We start from the raw sequence: 19,490 nt of genomic DNA, 5'->3' as shown, positions 1-19,490 counted from the left end.
AGCTTAGCCTTCGAGCTCGTCGAGAATCCCTGCAAAGCCGTCCATATCGGTTTTCTCGAACTCCCTCTCGAACTCAAGGCCAAGCTCCGCTATCTCCTCGGGCGTTATCGTCGTTTCCGGGTTTTCGGCGTTTATTCCGGGACAGCTCTCGTCGTAGTAGAGCCACAGCTCCTGACCGTTGTACCGGAAGGGCCTCTCACCCTCGACGCCGAGCGGTTTCTTAGAGACCATGAAGGGGTAGATGCGGCAGATTAGGGGCCTGACCTCGTGAATCCGACACTTACCGGTCTCCGGGTCGTGGAAGACGCAGCCCAAATCCCACTCCCTAACGGCCAGAACGAAGCGTACAGTATTGCCCTCCACCGAGAAGGTCACGAAGTCCTGGGGGTCGTTTCCGGCTTTGGCTATTCGCTCAATGTCTCGCAGCGTTAGATAAACGTGCCTCCCCCTGCAGCAGTCGAGGCAGTAGAGACAGCGGAAGCGGACTGGCTCGTTGAAGGGTCTCGGCTTGAAGCGCATGGTAACTACCTCTTCCCAAGGGATACAAGGAAGTAGCCGACGTCCTCCCTGCCCGAATAGCTGACGGTGAAGTTTACCTCCTCGTAATGCCTGACGGGGCCGTTCTTATGAAAGACCACCATCGTCCCGCTTCCAAGGACCAGATAGACCTCACCGCTTTCGCGGGCGGCCCTGGGTTCAAAGGAGTAGTAGCTTATCGAGAGCACCCTCGTGCAGTTCTTCTCCAGTATCCATCCACGCTCCATTCCCCCCCACTGCCAGAGGTCCATGCACCAGCCGGGGGTTTTGAGGGTTATCTTGATGTCCGTCGGTTCCAGGGAATAGCTCCTTATCACGAGATCGTTCCGTCCGGCGCCGAAGGCAACGGCGTTTTTGTAAGAAACCCCGTCGATGGTGAAGTTCCTCGCGAGCAGGGGCTGGCCCTTGGGAGAAGAGACCTCATAAACCTCTCCCCTGTGGATGAGCGGATACAGCAGGGCAGCCAGAACTCCCAAAAAGATCACCGCGAAGACAAGGACTATCTTTATTGCCGAGCCCTCTTCGTACGAGATCTTCCTTCCGAAAGGCATCTCCACCCCCAGTAGTGGTTAAGTGGTTACCTCTTAAAATTTCCGCTTAAGTGTTCAGGTGCGCGTCGAACTCCCTGCTCTTTTTGTATTCGGCGTAGCCCCTATCGAGCCTCTTCGCGACGTAGGGGCCGTTCTTCCGGTAGCCGAACTTCCGGTAGTAGTTCCTGACGCCGACACCGCTGATGACGAGCATCTTCTTAACGTCGAACTCCTCGCGGGCAATCCTCTCGGCCTCGGCCAGAAGCTCCCTTCCGTAACCCCTGTGCTGCCACTCGTAGCGGGGCTTTCCTCCAATCGGCACGAGCGGGCCGTAGACGTGGAGTTCCCTGACTATCGCCGAGGGACAGCAGTTTATCTCCTTCCGGTGGGCCTTTTCGCTCGGAATTCTCAGCCTGAGGAAGCCGATTAGGATGTCGTTCTTGGTATCTTCAAAGCTCAGGAAAATCTCCCTCCCGCCAGAGGCCTCGTAGTCCTCGCGGAGGAGCTTTATATGCTCGACCTCCGGCTGGATTCCGAACTTCTCCATCATGTGGCCGACTTCCCTAAAGCGAATCTCCCTCGGCCTTATACCGCGCTTTATCAGCTCGTTGAAGACGAGCTGGCCGAGGTTCGAGTGCTTGACGCCGTCAACGATGAGCTGAACGGGAATGTCGCGCTGGATTCTCATAACGCGAACCCACTTCGGGAAGAGCTTGTATGCCTCAACGAGGAGATCAACGGCTTCTTCCGTACGGTATGGGCGGTATTTACCTTCCTTCCACCAGCGGTAGAGGGGGGCGTCCTTGGTTACAAGCGTCGGGTAAACCTTTAGCATGTCGGGCCTGAAGCGAGAATCCTCGAAAATCGTCCTGAAGGTGTATAGGTCGCGCTCAAAGTTGCTCCCGGGAAGGCCGGGCATTATGTGGTAGTTGATTTTCAATCCAGCATCGCGGAGGAGCTGTGTGGCCTTTACTATCTCCTCAACGCCGTGACCGCGTTTGGTCCTCTCGTGGATGAAGTTGAAAACCGTCTGGACTCCAAGCTCAACGCGCGTGGTGCCAAAGTGGAGCATCCTGTCAATCTGCCTCTCGAAGGCCCAGTCGGGCCTTGTCTCTATCGTAAGGCCGACCATTCTGACCTTAGCTTTCTCGTTCTTCCTCTGCTCGTCTTCAAGGTAGTAGTAGGGCTTTGCGTGCGTTTTCTGCCACGCCTCGCGGAACTTCGGGTCTTCCTCAAAAACGGACTCGTCCTTCTTCACTATCAGCCTAATCAGCTTCTCCTCGAGGTTCTCTATGTCTCTAAAGTGCGGGAAGTCGTTCATGGCCTTGAAGGCACACTTGATGAACCACTCCTGATAATCGAGGTCAACCGCCGGAAAGGTTCCGCCCTGGATTATGACCTCGACCTTGTCAACGTCGTGGCCGATGTCGGTGAGCTGCTTAAGGCGACGCATCATGATGATGTAAGGGTGGTAGGCGCTCTGGATTGCCCTTAAAGCTGACGGCTCCCTTCCCGTGTAGCTCTGGGGTGAACCGACGCTCGGCCCGCCGGGACAGTAGATACATCTGCCATGAGGACAGGGAAAGGGCTTCGTCATCATAGCAACGACAGCCACTCCGCTTATCGTCCTCGTTGGCTTTCTCTTCAGCAAGTCCCTGAACTCCTCGCGCCTCTCCTCCGGAATGGCCCTCAGAATGTCGGAATTGCCCGGAATCTTTGAGAGATGATACTTTCTCGCCACCTTAATCTTCCAGCGGTTGAGCTCGTCCCTGCTCTTAATCTCGCCCTCCATCACGAGTCTCGCAAGCTCTCTAACTGCCTCCTGGAATCTCTCATCCATAGCGACACCTCTCGCTCGATGTAGGGCGGGGTTTTAAAAGGGTTTGCGGGGCATATTCAGTTTACTGAATAATTCACCAAGTGAATAGGTGATAGCCATGAACCGCGACGAGCTCGTTGCTTTCCTCGACGAATACCTTCAGGTTTCGGCTTACCCTGACAAGTCGAGCAACGGACTGCAGGTGGAGGGAAGGGATGAGGTTGAGAGAATAGCGTTTGCCGTTGATACGACGCTCAGAACAATCGAGAGGGCAGCTAAGGGAAAGGCCGACATGTTGATAGTGCATCACGGGATGATTTGGGGAGGTCTTAACTATATAACCGGTATCCACTACAAAAGGCTGAAGGCCCTAATCGAGAACGGCCTGAACCTCTACGTGGCGCATCTGCCCCTTGATGCGCACCCGGAAGTCGGCAACAACGTCGGCCTGCTCAGGCTTCTCGACCTGGAGCCTAGGGGACCCTTTGGAGAGTACAAGGGCCTGAGCATAGGCTTCTACGGCGAGTTCGAAGAGCCACAGCCGATTGAGAAGGTGGCGCAGATAATGGCGGAGAAGCTCGACACGACCGTCAGAACCTACGAGTTCGGGGAGAGGGAAGTTAAAACCGTCGGCGCGATAAGCGGGGCCGGCGCCTTTGCGCTGGAAGAAGCTTACAGGAAGGGAATAGACCTGCTCATCACCGGCGAATTCAGCCACGCGGACTATCTGACGGCCCTCGACCTGCCCCAGAGCGTCCTCGTTGCGGGGCACTACAAGACGGAGACGCTGGGAGTTAAAGCTTTGATGGAGCTCATTCGGGAAAAGTTCGGGCTTAGCGTCTTCTTCATAGACGAGCCGACCGGCCTTTAGTCTTCCCTCTTTACTGGGTTCCCGAAGGGGTCGATGAGGCCGGCCCTGATCAGGCTCGAGCTTATCTTCGGCCCGATCCTGCTCTTCACGAGCTTTATCGTCACTATCTCAAGGGGTTTAAGGCCCCTCTCTTCCCGGGCCCGGTTCACGAGGAGGGCACCCTTGTACGTTTCCTCGCTTACAACTATCGCCTCAAGGCTTTTCATTCTGTCCGCGAAGCCGATGGCGGTGTTTATCTTTATGACGCGGTAGTTGGTGTAGCCGTTCACGTCAAAGAACTTGAGAAGATCCGCGAGGCGGAGCTCGTAGGGAAGGATCCTCTCGGCGTAGGGCTTGTTCCTGATCATCTCGTCCGAGGTTAAGCCGACGTAAACGTAGCGGCCGATTTCAAAGGCCTTCCTCAAAAGGGCCTTGTGGCCGAGGTGGAGCCTGTCAAAGGTGCCGCCGACAACCACTTTGCGGTACTTCCTCATGGCAGACCCTCACAGGGGTTCGAACTCCCTGAGGAGGAGCGCACGCTGTCTCTCGTCGAGGGCGCTCTCGTCCACGATGACTATGAGCGCGGCTCCAGCCGGGATCAGGTGGTCCTTGAGGTTGATGAGGAACTTGTAAACCGCCGGGAAGTCGTTGTAGAGGAGGAGGTACTCAAGGCAGTCTATGAGCACGACCGCGTTCGGGTTCTCGCGGATGAACTTGAGGGCCTGCTCCATGATCACGTGGAGCTTCGTAGGGGAAACTCCCTGGTCGGTTGCCTGGGTAACCCAAATCGGAACCACGAACTCCATTCCCTTGTAGAGGTGGGGGTTCCTCGTGAAGACGAGCGTTGGCAGCTTCGCCGACTTTATGAGCTCCATCACGTCAACGAACTTGGATTTGGAGCCCAGGGCAAGGTACGCTCCCTTAAGGCTAACGGCCGTTTTGGTAACAGGAGAGGAGTAGGACGAAAGCCTGGAGTGGAGGTAGCTCTCCTCGAGGAGGAGCACGTACTTGATCATGGTGTAGATAACACCAACTATCGCGGTCCCGTAGAACAGGGAAAGCAGGGCGTTGAGATTTGGAACTGGATAGAAATCGCTCACCAGATCGATTACCCTGCCAACTACCGCAAATCCGAGGAAAACCGCCGCGTTCCGGATGAAGGGTTTGAGCTCCGCCGTATAGCGGTTCCACCTCTTGAGGAAGAAGAGCCAGATGTAACCCATTGCGAGGAGAATCACGACGTCGTACACTACCTCGTACGGAGAAACGATCAGCTCCATAGAACATCAACCTCGTCGGTTCTAAACCTCTGCTTAACTACGGTGTCGGAGATCTTAAACCTTACTCCCCCGAGGTACATTCTGAGGCCGGTGTAAGCTATCATAGCCCCGTTGTCCCTGCACAGGTCGTAGGGCGGGACGAAGAATTCAACGCCCCGGTCCTCGGCCATGATCTTCAACATCTCGCGGAGCCTGTTGTTGGCCGCAACCCCCCCAACGAGGACGACATCGTCTTTGCCGGTGTGGGCCAGAGCCCTCTCGGTGACCTCGACCAGGGCGGAGAAGGCCGTCTCCTGGAAGGAATAGGCTAAATCCTCGACGCGGTATTTGCCCGTGCGGTACTTCCTCACTGCCTCGGTCAGAACGCCCGAGAAGCTCAAATCCATTCCCTTAACCGCGTAGGGGAGCTCGATGTAGGTTTTTCCTTTAAGCGCAAGCTTTTCAATCTTCGGGCCGCCCGGGAAGCCGATGCCGAGTTCCCTGGCGAAGGTGTCTATCGCGTTTCCTATGCCTATGTCGAGGGTCTCGCCGAAGACGCGGTAGCGGCCGCCTTCCAAAGCTAAAACCTGAGTATTCCCGCCGCTCACGTAGAGGCCAACCGGATCCTTAACACCGAACATCTTGGTTATCTCGACGTGGGCTATGCAGTGGTTTACCCCAACGATCGGTTTGTTGTACTTTATGGCCAGAGCCCTCGCTGCGGTAGCCACAACCCTTAGAGCAGGGCCGAGGCCAGGTCCCTGAGAGAAGGCTATAACGTCAACGTCTTCCATCGTTATTCCAGCGGTTTGGAGGGCTCTCCTGAGGAGGGGCTTCAAAAGCCTGGCGTGATGTTCAGCGGCCTCCTTTGGATGTATCCCGCCCTTTTCGGTTGTGAGAGTGTCGAATACGTTGGCGAGGACTTCCTTCTCGGTTACGATACCCACCCCGAGTGTGTGCGCTGTTCCCTCTATGCCGAGCGCTATCATGTGCACGACTAACGCAAGGCGTTTAAAAAGCTATTCGGTACAAAGGTGATCACAAATCGGGAGAATTTATAAGTTCATGCCCGGAGTGTGTAACATGAAGGTCATCGGGGTCATCAGGTACTCGAGAAGGGAAAGGCTGAGCAGGGCGGAGTTTGAAGAACTTCTGCGGAGTGCCGGCTACGAGGTTTTGACAATTCTCGAACAGAACAGGGAGGAGCACCCGCGCTACAACATCGGGAAGGGGAAGCTGGAGGAGCTCAAGGAACTCGTCAGGGAGCTCAAACCGGACAAAGTTGTTTTTGCGAACCGCTTAACGCCTTCTCAGGCCTACAACCTCTGGAAGGAGCTCAGAGTTGATATCATTGACCGCTGGCAGCTCGTGCTGGAGATATTCGAGAAGAGGGCCCATTCGAAGGAGGCCAAACTCCAGGTTGAGCTTGCCTCGCTCCAGTACGAGGTTCCGCTCGTGAAGGAAGCGATAAGGCGGATAAAGCTCGGCGACAGGGCCGGTTTCAAGGGAATGGGCGAGTACCAGACGCAGCAGTACCTGAAGCACATAAGGTACAGGATGGGCAAGATACGGAAAGAGCTCGAACGCGTCAGGGCCGACAGGGACGTCAAGCGGAAGAGGCGGGAGGAGCTGGGGTTCCTTCTCATAGCCCTTGCCGGCTACACCAACGCGGGGAAATCGACGCTCCTCAACGCACTGGCAGGGGAAAGCGCCGAGGCCCGGGATCAGATGTTCACAACCCTCGACACGAGGACGAGGCGCTTCAAGCTTGGAAGAAAGAGGGTCCTCCTGACGGACACCGTTGGCTTCATAGACAACCTTCCCCCCTTCATAGTCGAGGCTTTCCATTCAACCCTCGAGGAGATAGTGAAGGCCGATATAGTTCTTCTCGTCTTGGACGTGAGCGAGCCCTGGGCTGAAGTCAGAAGAAAGCTCATGGCCTCAATAGACGTTCTCAGGGAGCTCAAGACCCTTGACAAACCGATGGTCGTCGTTCTGAACAAGACAGACCTAACGAGCCGGGAAGACGCCGAGGAGAAACGGCGAAGGGTGGAGGAGATAGTCGAGGAACTGGCGCCGAGCGTGAAGGCCGTCGTGAAGACCTCGGCAAAGCTCGGCCGCTTGGATGAACTCAAAAGGGCCCTGGAGGAGATAATCCCCGCCCTTCCAAAGTACAGGAGGTTCAGAATACTCATCCCGCCGACCGTTGATCCGGGAAAGGTCCTCGGACTTCTGGAATCGATTGGAGAGGTTCTGAGCGTTTCCTACGGGGAGGAAGTTGAGGTCGAAGGGCTCGTGCAGGTCGGAATGATAAAGGAACTGACGAGGCTTGGAATAAAGCTGGAGCACCCCTCAAACGAGGCCGGCTAAGTGGAAGAGGCGGAATACTATAAGCGAGATGAGCACGGCAACGGTAGGGGTCGCCACCCAGCCGAAGAGTATGTCCTTGATGACCCTTCTATCGACGCCCTCACCGGTAACAAGGCCGACGCCGACGACTCCGCCCACTATCGCCTGGCTGGAGCTCACGGGCAGGCCGAGAACGTTGGCCAGGCTCACGGATATTGCCGAGCCGAACTGGGCGGCAAAGGCCGAGATCGGTCCCAGGGCGGTTATCTTCTTGCCGACGGTGTGCATGACCGCGTAGCTGAAGGTGAGCGAACCCATTGCGAGGCTCAGGGCAACGAGAACACCCGCGGTTCTGGGCTCGAGGAAACCGGCTCCAACGATCGGACCCGAGGCGTTTGCGACCTCGTTGGTTCCAAAGTTGAAGGCCATATACGAGCCTCCGAGAATGGCCAAGGCCTTGTAGAGGGCCTCAATCGTGGAGATGCTCTTAATGCTGGAGACAACGCGCGAGTAGAACTTGTAGAGAACCGCCGCGAGGATTCCCGACAGAACGGGCGAGAAAACCCAGGCCCCCGCTATCTTCCCCATGGTCTCCCAGTTGACGGGGGCGCCTATGCTGAGGCCGACGCCGAGAACCCCGCCCACTATTGCCTGCGTCGTGGAAACTGGCAGTCCCTTAACTGTCGCTATGGTGACCCACACGCCAGCCGAGAGGAGGGCTATAACCGCGAGCTCAACGGTCAAATAGCCGGGGGGGACTATTCCCTTTCCGACCGTTTTCATGACCTTGTACCCCTTGAGGTACGCGCCCAGGAGGGTGAAGATCGCGATGGTAAGGGTTGCCTGGCGGAAGCTCAGTATCCCGGCCCCGACGGCCGTTCCCATGGCGTTGGCTGAATCGTTGGAACCTATGTTCCAGGCGATGTAGAAGGCCACTGCAACCATCGCTATCGCCACTGCCTCCATTTCGATCCCCCCTATATAGTCTATATGGTGGTGCATAGACTATTTAAAAGTTTTTCGAAGGTTCTTCGGGAAGCTCTGCCGCTAAAAAACCATTGCCGACCTCTTCTGTTCACGATTACCCAGCGGGTACCTCCGGAGGCAGATTAAAGCAATACCGAAAGGCAAATAAATGCAACGGTTGAAAACTCAGTGAAAAACCCCAAGGAGGCAGGAAGTATGATCGAGATACGTTTTCACGGTAGGGGTGGACAGGGTGCAGTTACAGCCGCGAACATCTTAGCCTCTGCGGCCTTCAAGGAGGGAAAATACGTCCAGGCGTTCCCCTTCTTCGGTGTTGAGAGGCGTGGAGCACCGGTTACAGCTTTCACAAGGATAGACGACAAGCCGATAAGAATAAAGACCCAGATCTACGAGCCGGACATAGTGGTCGTCCTCGACCCGAGCCTTCTGGACACCGTTGACGTCACGGCCGGCCTCAAGGACGGCGGGACCGTCATCATAAACACCGAGAAGAGCAAGGAGGAAGTCCTCGAGAAGCTCAAGAAGAAGCCGGGCAAGCTGGCCCTGGTGGATGCAACGGGCATAGCCCTTGAAGTCCTCGGCCTTCCGATCACCAACACGGCCATCCTTGGAGCGGTCGCGAAGGCGACCGGAATAGTGAAGCTCGAGAGCGTTCAGGAGGCCATCAAGGAGACCTTCTCCGGAGCCCTCGGCGAGAAGAACGCCAAGGCCGCCGAGGAAGCCTTCAACAAGACCACTGTCTACGAGCTCTGATTTTACTTTAACCCTTTTGAGGAGGAGGGGAGGAGTTTGAACACGCTGTTTGGTGAGAAAAAGGCCGAGGCAAGGAAGATAGTCTTCACATCGGTCGAACAGTATCCAGAGGCACCGATAAGCCTCGCCACAACCCTCAGCAACTTCACCGGCGACTGGAGGACATTCATACCCGTTGTCGATGACGACAAGTGCGTCAAGTGCTACATCTGCTGGAAGTTCTGCCCCGAGCCTGCAATCTACATCCGCGAGGACGGGTACATAGGCATAGACTACGACTACTGTAAGGGTTGCGGTATCTGTGCGAACGAGTGCCCGACGAACGCGATAACGATGGAGAAGGAGGAGAAGTGATATGGCCGAGTACAAGCCGATTAGGAAGGTTGTGAGCGGGAACTATGCAGCCGCCTACGCGGTAAAGCACGCCCGCGTTCAGGTCGTTGCCGCTTACCCGATCACCCCCCAGACGAGCATCATCGAGAAGATAGCAGAGTTCATCGCCAACGGGGAAGCGGATATCCAGTACGTCCCCGTCGAGAGCGAGCACTCGGCCATGGCAGCGAGCATAGGAGCCTCGGCCGCAGGTGCCAGAGCTTTCACAGCCACCGCCGCCCAGGGTCTCGCTTTGATGCACGAGATGCTCCACTGGGCGAGCGGAGCGAGACTGCCGATAGTTATGGTGGACGTCAACAGGGCCATGGCTCCCCCGTGGAGCGTGTGGGACGATCAGACCGACAGTTTAGCGCAGAGAGACACTGGCTGGATGCAGTTCTACGCGGAAAACAACCAGGAAGTCTACGACGGTGTTCTGATGGCATTCAAGGTAGCCGAGACAGTTAACGTCCCGATAATGGTCATCGAGAGTGCGTTCATCCTGAGCCACACCTACGACGTAGTCGAGATGATTCCGCAGGAGCTCGTCGATGAGTTCCTCCCGCCGAGGAAGCCGCTCTACGATCTGGCAGACTTCAGCCAGGCGATCTCGGTTGGGGCACTCGCGACTCCAGATGACTACTACGAGTTCCGCTACAAGCTCGCGAAGGCGATGGAGGAGGCCAAGAAGGTCATCAAGGACGTCGGCAAGGAGTTCGGGGAGAGGTTTGGCAGGGACTACAGCGACATGATCGAGAAGGGCTACATCGACGATGCCGACTTCGTCTTCATGGGCATGGGCTCGCTCATGGGAACGGTTAAGGAAGCCGTTGACCTGCTCAGGAAAGAAGGCTACAAGGTCGGCTACGCCAAAGTCAGGTGGTTCCGCCCGTTCCCGAAAGAAGAGCTCCTTGAGATAGCGGAGAGCGTGAAGGGCATAGCGGTCCTCGACAGGAACTTCTCCTTCGGCCAGGAGGGCATACTCTTCAACGAGGCCAAGGGCTCGCTCTACAACAGCTCCGCGAGACCCGTGATGAAGAACTACATCGTCGGCCTCGGTGGCAGGGACTTCACGGTTCAGGACGTCAGGGCCATAGCGGAGGACATGAAGAGGGTCATCGAGAGCGGCCTCGATAGGGAGGTTGAGTGGTACCACCTCAAGAGGTGAGAACGATGGAGATTCCCGAGAGCATTAAGAAAAGGTTGACCATTCCCGCTGAGGAGCACTTCTTTGCCGGCCACACCGCCTGCCAGGGCTGCGGCGCCTCACTCGGACTTCGATACGTCCTCAAGGCCTACGGCAGAAAGACCATCTTCGTCATCCCGGCGTGCTGTTCGACAATCATAGCCGGTGCGTGGCCATACAACACCCTCGACGCGAACCTCTTCCACACCGCCTTCGAGACCACCGGTGCGGTCATAAGCGGTATCGAGGCCGCTTTGAAGGCGAGGGGGATAAAGGTCAAGGGCGAAGACGGCGTTATGGTCGTCGGCTGGGCCGGCGACGGTGGTACAGCGGACATAGGCCTTCAGGCCCTGAGCGGTTTCCTCGAGAGGGGCCACGACGCGCTCTACATAATGTACGACAACGAGGCCTACATGAACACGGGAATACAGCGTTCGGGCTCAACCCCCTACGGAGCCTGGACCACAAACACGCCGGGAGGAAAGAGGCACTTCCTCGAGAAGAGGCACAAGAAGAAGGTCATTGACATCGTCATTGCCCACGAGGTCCCCTACGCCGCGACCGCGAGCGTCGCCTTCCCGGAGGACTTCATAAGGAAGCTCAAGAAGGCGAGGAAGATAGAGGGGCCGAGCTTCATCCAGCTCTTCGCGCCCTGTCCGACCGGCTGGCGCTCGCCGACCGACAAGAGCATCGAGCTCGCAAGGCTCGCCGTTCAGACGGCATACTTCCCGCTCTTCGAGTACGAGAACGGCAAGTACAGGATAAACATGCCCAGTCCAAAGAAGGAGCCGAAGCCGATTGAGGAGTACCTCAAGCTCCAGGGCCGCTTCAAGTACATGACCAAGGAAGATGTAGAGATCCTCCAGCAGTGGGTGCTCCACGAGTGGGAGAAGCTTAAGAAGCTCGCCGAGGTGTTCGGCTGAGCCCGTAACTTTTAAGTTTTCCCCTGATAACTCACCTGAGGTGATACACATGGCTGAGAGCCCGTTTAAGGCCGATATTGAGAGGGTTCAGAAGGAGTATAGCGAAAAGATGACCCCGGGAGCGATAGCCTACATCCCGGGGAGTAGCGTGATAAACAAGACCGGCTCTTGGAGAGTCTTCATGCCCGAGTTCAACAGGGACAAGTGCGTCCGCTGCTACCTCTGCTACATCTACTGCCCCGAGCCGGCGATCTACCTCGACGAGGAGAACTACCCGGTCTTCGACTACGACTACTGTAAGGGTTGTGGAATCTGCGCCAACGAGTGCCCGACCGACGCGATAATAATGGTTAGGGAGACCAAGTGAGGTGGTGAAAGATGCCGATTAGAACCGTTATGAAGGCGAACGAAGCCGCTGCCTGGGCCGCCAAGCTTGCCAAGCCGAAGGTTATAGCGGCCTTCCCGATTACGCCGTCAACGCTCGTTCCGGAGAAGATCAGCGAGTTCGTCGCCAACGGAGAGCTCGACGCGGAGTTCATCAAGGTCGAGAGCGAGCACTCGGCCATTTCAGCCTGTGTCGGTGCCTCAGCGGCGGGCGTTAGGACCTTCACCGCAACCGCGTCCCAGGGCTTAGCTTTGATGCATGAGGTTCTCTTCATAGCCGCTGGCATGAGACTTCCGATAGTCATGGCCATTGGAAACCGCTCCCTGAGCGCGCCGATCAACATCTGGAACGACTGGCAGGACAGCATAAGCGAGCGCGACACCGGCTGGCTCCAGTTCTACGCGGAAAACAACCAGGAGGCTTTGGACCTCATTCTGATAGCCTTCAAGGTGGCCGAGGACGAGAGGGTTCTATTGCCGGCGATGGTCGGCTTCGACGCGTTCATCCTCACCCACACCGTCGAGCCCGTCGAGATTCCGGACCAGGAGCTCGTTGATGAGTTCCTCGGCGAGTACGAGGGCAAGCACGCCTACGTTGATCCAAAGAGGCCCATAACCCAGGGTACGTTAGCGTTCCCGGCCCACTACATGGAGGCCAGATACAAGGTCTGGGAGGCCAACGAGAACGCAAGGAAGGTCATCGACGAGGTCTTTGCCGAGTTCGAGAAGAAGTTCGGCAGGAAGTACAGCAAGATCGAGGAGTACCGCACGGATGACGCCGAGATAATATTCGTCACCATGGGTTCACTCGCCGGAACGGTGAAGGAGTACGTGGACAAGCTCCGCGAGAAGGGCATCAAGGCCGGTGCGGCAAAGCTCACCGTTTACAGGCCGTTCCCGATTGAAGAGGTTCGCGCTCTCGCAAAGAAGGCGAAAGTTATAGCGCTCCTCGAGAAGAACGTCACCTTCAGCGTCGGCGGTGCACTCTTCCAGGACTTCAGCAGGACCCTAGTGAACGAGAAGGAGAAGCCGATACTCGTTGACTTCATCCTCGGACTCGGTGGCAGGGACGTCACTTTCAAGGACCTCGACGAAGCCCTCGCGATTGCTCAGAAGGCCTTGGCCGGAGAGGAGTTTGACGAGGTCAACTGGATAGGCCTTAGGAAGGAGATCCTGTGAGGTGATGAAGATGGCCGTTAGGAAGCCCCCGATCACAACTCGCGAGTACTGGGCGCCGGGCCACGCCGCCTGTGCCGGCTGTGGCTGTGCCACCGCTCTCAAGCTCGCCACCAAGGCCTTTAGCGAGGCTATGGAAGAGAAGTACGGCGACCCTGACGCCTTCGCCATAGCCCAGGCCACCGGCTGTATGGAGGTCGTTTCGGCGGTCTTCCCGTACACAGCCTGGAAGGTCCCGTGGGTTCACGTCGCCTTCGAGAACGCGGCCGCAGCCGCCAGCGGTATCGAGGCGGCCTGGAAGAAGAAGGGACTCAAGGGCAAGATCCTCGCCATTGGTGGAGATGGCGGTACCGCCGATATAGGCCTTCAGGCCCTGAGCGGTATGCTCGAGAGGAGGCACAACGTCGTCTACCTGATGTACGACAACGAGGCTTATATGAACACCGGAATCCAGCGCTCAAGCTCCACCCCCTACGGAGCCTGGACAACCACCTCGCCGCCTGGAAAGTACTCCATCGGTGAGGACAAGCCCAAGAAGTGGGTCGCCCTCATAGCTGCTGCCCACCAGATACCCTACGTGGCAACCGCGAGCATAGGCAACCCCTTCGACTTCGTCAGGAAGATGAAGAAGGCCGCCAAGGTCGACGGCCCGGCCTTCGTCCAGGTTCACTGTACCTGCCCGACCGGCTGGAAGAGCCCGCTCGAGAAGGGCGTCGAGATAGCTCGCTTAGCAATCGAGACGGGAGTATGGCCGCTCTTCGAGATTGAGAACGGCGACTTCCACAACATCAAGATACAGAGCCCAGGAGGAGGCGCGAAGGTCAAGCGCGAGGGAGGCAAAATCGTTGCCATAGAGTTCAAGAAGCCCATCGAGGAGTACCTTAAGTTACAGGGCAGGTTCAAGCACCTCTTCAAGCAGCCAGAGGCAATCGACCAGCTCCGCGAGCAGATAAAGGCCATGTGGAAGGTCCTCGGCGTCGAGGTCACCCTCCCGAAGCCGGAAGAGTAATTCCCTCTTCCTTCTCAGTTTTTTCAGAAATTAAAGCCGGGCAAAAACAAAAGGCTCAGCATATCCTCGGCACGGGGTCTCCGGCCGGAGGCTCCATGAAGCGCTTTCCGCCGATTCCGGTTTCGAGGAGGACCTTCCCCCTGTATTCTTCTATTACCTCGCCGATTATCGCCGCGTCCTTCCCCCTCTTCGTCTTCCTCATCGCCTCAAGGGCCTCCTCCGCGTGCTCCCGGGCAACGACCATAACCACTTTCCCCTCGTTCGCCACGTCGTAGGGACTGATTCCCAGCATCTCGCTCGCAGCCCTTACCTCTGGCTTCACGGGTATGGCATCCTCCCTGACGAGGATTCCAACGTTGCTTTTACGGGCAATCTCGTTGAGGGCGTTGCTCAGCCCGGCCCTCGTGGGGTCCTTCATCGCGTGGATGTTCTCCCAGCCGATTGCTTTTGCAACCGCTTCAACGACCTCCCACACCGGCGCGACGTCGCTCTTCAGTTCGGTTTCGAAGGCTATACCCTCCCTGTGGCTCATCAGCGCTATTCCATGGTCGCCTATCGTTCCGCTGACGAGGACTATGTCTCCTACCTTTGCCCCGGCGTCGCTTACCGGCTTTTCCGCGATTCCAACTCCCGCGGTAATCACGAACATCTCTATCGGCTCTTCAACGACCTTCGTGTCGCCGGTGACGATTGGAACGGGGACTTCCTTAGACGTCTCGTCCATCGAGCGGAGAACCCTCTCAAGGACCTCCATGTCGAGGCCTTCCCCGATAATCATCGAGTTTGCTAAGGCTAAAGGCTTCGCGCCCATCACCGCCAAATCGTTGACCGTTCCGCTTATTGCGAGCCTGCCTATATCACCGCCGGGGAAGAAGAGTGGCTTGACGGTGTGCCCATCGATGGTGAAGACGATGTGCTTGTCTCCGAACGGTATCGTCGCCCCGTCGTCGAGCTGGTCGAGTCCTATTCCCCCGGCGCTCTTGAGGGTCAGGGTCTTCAGTATGACGTCCCTCAGGAGCTCCTCCATTATTTCTCCGCCCGCACCGTGTTCGAGCTTTATCTTTTCACCCATCTTCAACCCTCCAGAAAGCCTTTCGAAATTAGATAGCGCCTCGTAAATTCGAGGAACTCTTCGGCGCGCCGTATGTTTTCGCGCGCCTCTTCCTCGGTTATATCAACCACGAAGGAGTAATCCGCGGTCTGCCTGAGATTAAACGCGGTTCGAAGGTGTGTGAAAAACCTGTGTGGGACTTCTCCTGTCTTGACGAACTCCCTGCCGAGGAGTGCTATGACTGCGGAATGCTTCGAAACCCTTATTCCCTTCGTCAGCAAAATGGCCTCTGCGCAGTAGAACATTGTATAGTACGCCCTTGAGAGCGCGAAGGCATAAAACCCTTTCTCCAGCAACGTCTTTGAGGCCTCAAGACTCCTCTCTGCTTTTTTCAGTATTTCCTCGTACCCGCTCATACCTTGACACCTTCCGTGTAAACGTTCTGAATCAGCGGGTCGTGCTCCATTCTCGGATTAACGGGGTAAACGATGAGCGAGACAACTAACCCTTTCTCCAGAACGTATTCCTCTGTGATTTCACTGAGTCGGTCGTGCTCTTCGAGCGTTAGCCGTCTCTTGACAATGACAATCATGTCGACATCGCTGTCTTCTTTAGCTTCGCCCCTCGCGTACGAGCCGAAGAGGATAACCTCGACTAAGTCGTCGCCGAGGATTTCTCTCAGCCTTTCCTTCACCTCGCGCAGGATTTCGAGGAGCTCTTCCCTCGGGATTACGGGCATTGTCTTTTCCCTCAGTTAATTTCCTGCTTTCCCCACTTAAACCTTCACAGCATCAAATCCTCCTTCGTCAGGTAGCCCTCCAGGTACAGCCCGCCGAGGAAGGCCTGGCCGACGTTTATCCCGTTGTCTCCGCGCGGGACCTCCGTTGTAACGTGGAACTTAAGGCCCGACGCCTCAACAGCTTTCCTTACTGTCTTGACTATCAGCTCGTTGTAAGCGACACCACCGCTCATTACGACGTCCTTCACGCCGAACTCCCTGGCCTTCTCGATGGCAACCCCCGCAAAGGCCCTCGCGAGTGCTAAATGAACCGAGTAAGCTATGTCCGCCGGCGAGGCCTTTTCGAGGACGTCCAGCGCCTGCACGAACAGCTCTTCCACCTTGAGGAGTTCTCCCTCCACGGGCACCTCGAACTTGAGGTCGTTCTTGCCCTTCATCGCGAAGCTCTCAAGCTTCATCGCAGGCTCGCCCTCGTAGTGCCTCCTGTAGGCCACGTTGAGGAGCACAGAGAAGGCGTCGAGGACCCTTCCGGTTGACGAAGCGTAGGCGAGGTTTATCCCCTTGGCGAGCTGATTCAAAGCAACCGAGAACTCCACCTCGCCGTACTTTAAGCTTCCTATCGCCTTCGGACAGCACTTCCTTATGACTCCCTCAAGCTCCTCGACGCTGTAGACCTTGCTTAGGATTCCCATCAGGGCCCTGAGCGGGTAGTAGCTCGCCAGGTCCCCGCCGGGAAGCGGGTAGTAATCTATATGAGCCAGCCTCTCCACGTCCTCGTAGCCGAGGTAGAGCACCTCGCCACCCCACGTGTTGCCATCGGTTCCGTAGCCCACTCCATCAACGGCTATTCCTACAGCTGATTCGAGGTTCTTCTCGGCTAAGACACTCGCTATGTGGGCGTAGTGATGCTGAACCTGGAGCAGCTCGACGTTTAACTCGTTCGCAAGCTCCATGGCGAGCTTTGTCGTGTTGTAGGTCGGGTGGAGGTCGGCGACGATTAAATCGAACTCCCTAACCCGGAGAATCCTCTTGAAGTGCTCTATCGCTTCCCTCATGAACTCAAGAACCTCGACCTTTCCGGTGTTGCCGATGTACTGGCTCGGGTAAACCTTCCCGTTCTTGGCCACGCCGAAGGCGTTCATCAGCTCCGCACCGACTGCCAGACCGCGGTAGTTGAAGGGAATCTCTATAGGGAGGGGCACAAAACCTCTGCTTCTCCTAATAACGGCCCTCCTTCCGTCAACGAAGCGAATCACGCTATCGTCCGCGCGGTTGAGTATCCTTCTGTTGTGGAGCAGGAAGTAGTCAGCGACGTCCTTCAGCTCCTCGAAGGCCCTCTCGTTGTCCTTGACCATCGGCATTCCCGGGTAGTTGGCTGAGGTCATCACGTAGACCTTAGTCTTACTCCAGTGGAAGAGTATGTAGTGCGTTCCCGCGTAGGGGAGCATGACGCCGATTGTATGCAAACCGGGCGCGAGGTTCTCGGGCAGGGGGAAGGGTTCTCTCTTGCGGAGCGTCACGATTGGTCTTCTATAGCTGGTCAGCTCCTCCTCTTCCTCCTCGCTCACGTAGGCGAAGCTTTTGACCGTCTCAAGCGAGTCAGCCATTATCGCGAAGGGCTTCTGGGGCCTGAAGGTCCTCTTCCTCAGCTCGGCAACGACGTCTTCCCTTGTCGCGTCGCACGCCAGATGGATTCCGCCGATTCCCTTGATTGCGACGATGTAACCCCTGTCTATAAGCTCCGCTGCCTTCCTCAGCGGGTCGCCGGTGATTTCCTCCCCGTCGCTCGTGTAGAGACGGTAGCTCGGCCCGCAGACGGGACAGCAGACGGGTTCAGCATGGTAGCGCCGGTTGAGCGGGTCTCTGTACTCGCTCTCGCAGAAGTCGCACATCGGAAATTCCTTCATCGTCGTGTTCTCGCGGTCGTAGGGTAAATCCTCGATAATTGTGAACCTCGGCCCACAGTTGGTGCAGACGATGAAGGGGTACATGTAGCGCTTGTTCGTCGGGTCGAAAAGTTCTCTCAGGCAGTCCTCGCAGATGGCTATGTCGGGCGGAATTATCGAGTCCCCACCGCTTCCACCCTTCGAGCTCTTCTCGATGTAGAAGCGGTCGAAGCCCTGGGGCGGGATTTCCTTCTTCTCAAGCCTGTCAATCCTCGCGAGCGGGGGTTTCTTGCGGTAGATGTCCTCTATGAATGCCTCTATATCCTCTTCACGGCCTTCGACGACTATCTCGACTCCCGCATCGCCGAGGTTCTTGACGTAGCCCCTCAGGTTGTGCTCGTGGGCTATGCGGTAAATGAACGGCCTGAATCCAACGGCCTGAACGATGCCCTGAACGTGAATACGGTAAGCCTTCATGCCCACCCACCGGTTTTTCTCGGTATTTGGAGCCTTTATAGGTTTCCAAAACCAAAAGTTGAAAACGAGAGTGGAGTTTTGAACCTTTGGTGTTAGAACAACGCCCCGTACTTGTAGAATATCGAGCACGTTCCCTCGTAGGACACCATGCACGGCCCTATCGGGTGCCTCGGCGTGCAGGTCTTTCCGAAGTGCGGGCACTGCGGTGGCAAAGCTAATCCCCTGAGGATTGCACCGCAGAGACAGCCCTTCTCGAGGTCGGGGAGCTTCGGGACTTCGGGGTCGTAGTAGGTTCTTATCTCGAGCTCCTTCCACTCCTTCCTCAGCTCGAGCCCGCTCTTGGGCATGACCCCGAGGGCGCGCCACCTCGCGTCCTTGACCTCGAAGAACTTGTCTATGAGCTTCTGGGCAACGACGTTGCCCTCGTATTTAACGGAGCGGGTGTACTCGTTGATTATCTTCGCCTCGCCGGCCTTCACCATTCTGACGAGGTAGAGTATCGCGAGGAGCATGTCAACCGGCTCGAAACCGGCTATAACCTGGGGAACTCCGTACTTCTCGGTTATCGGCTCCCAGCCCTTGACGCCTATTATAACCGAGACGTGGCCGGGGTCAATGAGCCCGTGGAAGCGCGTCCCCTGCTTTATGAGGACCTCAACCGCCGGTGGCGTGAGCCTGTGAACCGAGTAAATCTTGAAGTTTTCCAGCTCCTCCTGGGCAACAACGTTGAGCATTCCCGCGGCCGGAGCTGTGGTCGTCTCGAAGCCCGGTGAGAAGTGGACCACCGTCCTGTCGGGGTTCTCCTTGGCTATGCGGTAGGTGTCGTAGATTGAGTAAACAACGCGGACGTCGTAGCCCTCGCTCTTCAAATCGGCGAAGCTTCCCCTCGGCGTCGGAATCTTGTACATGTCGCCGAAGGTCGTCATGATTATTCTGTCGCCCTCCTCGTAGGCCTGGCGCATTATCTCCATCATTTTAACGATGTCCTCGACCGGCGTAATGCAGACCGGACAGCCCGGCCCGCTGAGTATCTTGACGTTCTCTGGCAGGAGCGAGCGGATTCCGGTTCTCGTTACGGTGTCCTCGTGGGTTCCGCAGACGTGCATGAAGCGGACCTCGTCGAGGCCCTTCGCCTCCTCGTGGATTTTCTTCACTATCTTTTGGGCGAGCTCCCTGTCCCTGAACTTGTCCAGCGTTCCCATA

Annotated in this window: 21 protein-coding genes; 9 read left to right on the top strand and 12 right to left on the bottom strand. The window is 56.8% G+C overall.

Features of this window, described 5'->3' with window-relative positions:
* Window positions 1–3: 3 nt before the first annotated feature.
* From TAM4_RS09200 to TAM4_RS09190, 3 genes are read right to left on the bottom strand one after another with little or no spacing between them, the layout of a single operon-like run.
* On the bottom strand, window positions 4–519 hold the full coding sequence (locus tag TAM4_RS09200) for a YkgJ family cysteine cluster protein (protein WP_014122971.1): 516 nt from the start codon (window positions 517–519) through the stop codon (window positions 4–6).
* Window positions 520–524: 5 nt separating this feature from the next.
* Window positions 525–1,088, bottom strand: coding sequence for a hypothetical protein (locus tag TAM4_RS09195; protein WP_048150521.1), 564 nt, complete (start codon window positions 1,086–1,088; stop codon window positions 525–527).
* Window positions 1,089–1,134: 46 nt separating this feature from the next.
* The gene (locus TAM4_RS09190; RefSeq protein WP_014122969.1) at window positions 1,135–2,907 is read right to left on the bottom strand and encodes a tRNA uridine(34) 5-carboxymethylaminomethyl modification radical SAM/GNAT enzyme Elp3; all 1,773 of its coding nucleotides are present in this window, start codon (window positions 2,905–2,907) and stop codon (window positions 1,135–1,137) included.
* A gap of 97 nt (window positions 2,908–3,004) precedes the next feature.
* On the opposite strand from TAM4_RS09190, the gene TAM4_RS09185 reads away from it, so the two are divergent.
* A complete protein-coding gene (locus TAM4_RS09185; protein ID WP_014122968.1) occupies window positions 3,005–3,757 on the top strand; it encodes a Nif3-like dinuclear metal center hexameric protein in 753 nt (250 codons plus the stop codon).
* Here the strand turns inward: TAM4_RS09185 and coaD are convergent.
* Genes coaD through TAM4_RS09170 form a run of 3 tightly spaced genes read right to left on the bottom strand, consistent with a single transcriptional unit; the run spans window position 3,754 to window position 5,984 of the window.
* Window positions 3,754–4,230 carry a phosphopantetheine adenylyltransferase gene (coaD, locus tag TAM4_RS09180; protein WP_014122967.1) on the bottom strand — a complete coding sequence of 159 codons (477 nt, stop codon included), beginning with the start codon at window positions 4,228–4,230 and terminating at the stop codon, window positions 3,754–3,756. The two genes, TAM4_RS09185 and coaD, sit on opposite strands and share 4 nt — an antisense overlap.
* 9 nt (window positions 4,231–4,239) lie before the next feature.
* Window positions 4,240–5,016, bottom strand: coding sequence for a DUF835 domain-containing protein (locus tag TAM4_RS09175; protein ID WP_014122966.1), 777 nt, complete (start codon window positions 5,014–5,016; stop codon window positions 4,240–4,242).
* Complete coding sequence (locus tag TAM4_RS09170) at window positions 5,007–5,984, bottom strand: bifunctional N(6)-L-threonylcarbamoyladenine synthase/serine/threonine protein kinase (protein WP_014122965.1); 978 nt, start codon at window positions 5,982–5,984, stop codon at window positions 5,007–5,009. The genes TAM4_RS09175 and TAM4_RS09170 overlap by 10 nt, the downstream gene beginning before the upstream one ends.
* 94 nt (window positions 5,985–6,078) lie before the next feature.
* On the opposite strand from TAM4_RS09170, the gene hflX reads away from it, so the two are divergent.
* The gene (hflX, locus tag TAM4_RS09165; RefSeq protein ID WP_014122964.1) at window positions 6,079–7,365 is read left to right on the top strand and encodes a GTPase HflX; all 1,287 of its coding nucleotides are present in this window, start codon (window positions 6,079–6,081) and stop codon (window positions 7,363–7,365) included.
* Here hflX and TAM4_RS09160 read toward each other — a convergent pair.
* Window positions 7,348–8,310, bottom strand: coding sequence for an inorganic phosphate transporter (locus tag TAM4_RS09160; RefSeq protein WP_014122963.1), 963 nt, complete (start codon window positions 8,308–8,310; stop codon window positions 7,348–7,350). The genes hflX and TAM4_RS09160 overlap by 18 nt on opposite strands.
* A 216-nt stretch (window positions 8,311–8,526) precedes the next feature.
* Here TAM4_RS09160 and TAM4_RS09155 point away from each other — a divergent pair, with 216 nt between their 5' ends.
* The 7 genes from TAM4_RS09155 to porB are packed head-to-tail and all read left to right on the top strand — an operon-like array spanning window position 8,527 to window position 14,134.
* Complete coding sequence (locus tag TAM4_RS09155; protein WP_014122962.1) at window positions 8,527–9,084, top strand: pyruvate/ketoisovalerate ferredoxin oxidoreductase subunit gamma; 558 nt, start codon at window positions 8,527–8,529, stop codon at window positions 9,082–9,084.
* 36 nt (window positions 9,085–9,120) lie between these two features.
* Window positions 9,121–9,438 (top strand): 3-methyl-2-oxobutanoate dehydrogenase subunit delta, encoded by a 318-nt coding sequence (locus TAM4_RS09150; RefSeq protein WP_014122961.1) that lies wholly within the window; start codon window positions 9,121–9,123, stop codon window positions 9,436–9,438.
* A gap of 1 nt (window position 9,439) precedes the next feature.
* Entirely contained in the window at window positions 9,440–10,624 is a 1,185-nt protein-coding gene (porA, locus tag TAM4_RS09145; RefSeq protein ID WP_014122960.1) for a 2-ketoisovalerate ferredoxin oxidoreductase subunit alpha, read from the top strand.
* A 5-nt stretch (window positions 10,625–10,629) separates the two neighbouring features.
* Window positions 10,630–11,565 carry a 3-methyl-2-oxobutanoate dehydrogenase subunit beta gene (locus TAM4_RS09140; protein ID WP_014122959.1) on the top strand — a complete coding sequence of 312 codons (936 nt, stop codon included), beginning with the start codon at window positions 10,630–10,632 and terminating at the stop codon, window positions 11,563–11,565.
* A 49-nt stretch (window positions 11,566–11,614) separates the two neighbouring features.
* Window positions 11,615–11,932, top strand: coding sequence for a pyruvate synthase subunit PorD (gene porD / locus TAM4_RS09135; protein ID WP_014122958.1), 318 nt, complete (start codon window positions 11,615–11,617; stop codon window positions 11,930–11,932).
* A gap of 11 nt (window positions 11,933–11,943) precedes the next feature.
* Window positions 11,944–13,128 carry a pyruvate synthase subunit PorA gene (gene porA / locus TAM4_RS09130; RefSeq protein WP_014122957.1) on the top strand — a complete coding sequence of 395 codons (1,185 nt, stop codon included), beginning with the start codon at window positions 11,944–11,946 and terminating at the stop codon, window positions 13,126–13,128.
* A gap of 10 nt (window positions 13,129–13,138) precedes the next feature.
* Complete coding sequence (gene porB, locus TAM4_RS09125; protein WP_048150515.1) at window positions 13,139–14,134, top strand: pyruvate synthase subunit PorB; 996 nt, start codon at window positions 13,139–13,141, stop codon at window positions 14,132–14,134.
* Between the two features lie 55 nt (window positions 14,135–14,189).
* On the opposite strand, the gene hypE is transcribed toward porB, so the two are convergent.
* The 5 genes from hypE to hypD form a co-directional block, all read right to left on the bottom strand.
* Window positions 14,190–15,206, bottom strand: a complete 1,017-nt coding sequence (hypE, locus tag TAM4_RS09120) for a hydrogenase expression/formation protein HypE (protein ID WP_014122955.1) — start codon at window positions 15,204–15,206, stop codon at window positions 14,190–14,192.
* A 2-nt stretch (window positions 15,207–15,208) separates the two neighbouring features.
* Window positions 15,209–15,601: a HEPN domain-containing protein gene (locus TAM4_RS09115; RefSeq protein WP_014122954.1), complete on the bottom strand. Its 393-nt coding sequence runs from the start codon at window positions 15,599–15,601 to the stop codon at window positions 15,209–15,211.
* Window positions 15,598–15,924 carry a nucleotidyltransferase family protein gene (locus TAM4_RS09110; RefSeq protein WP_014122953.1) on the bottom strand — a complete coding sequence of 109 codons (327 nt, stop codon included), beginning with the start codon at window positions 15,922–15,924 and terminating at the stop codon, window positions 15,598–15,600. Before TAM4_RS09110 ends, TAM4_RS09115 begins: the two co-directional genes overlap by 4 nt.
* Before the next feature lie 44 nt (window positions 15,925–15,968).
* Window positions 15,969–18,287 (bottom strand): carbamoyltransferase HypF, encoded by a 2,319-nt coding sequence (hypF, locus tag TAM4_RS09105; RefSeq protein WP_014122952.1) that lies wholly within the window; start codon window positions 18,285–18,287, stop codon window positions 15,969–15,971.
* Between the two features lie 92 nt (window positions 18,288–18,379).
* The gene (gene hypD / locus TAM4_RS09100) at window positions 18,380–19,489 is read right to left on the bottom strand and encodes a hydrogenase formation protein HypD (RefSeq protein ID WP_014122951.1); all 1,110 of its coding nucleotides are present in this window, start codon (window positions 19,487–19,489) and stop codon (window positions 18,380–18,382) included.
* Window position 19,490 lies beyond the last annotated feature (1 nt).

Origin of the sequence: Thermococcus sp. AM4 (assembly GCF_000151205.2) — an archaeon.
Lineage (GTDB): Archaea > Methanobacteriota_B > Thermococci > Thermococcales > Thermococcaceae > Thermococcus.
Note: the sequence above shows the minus strand (reverse complement) of the source record. Positions and strands in the feature narration are given on the sequence as shown.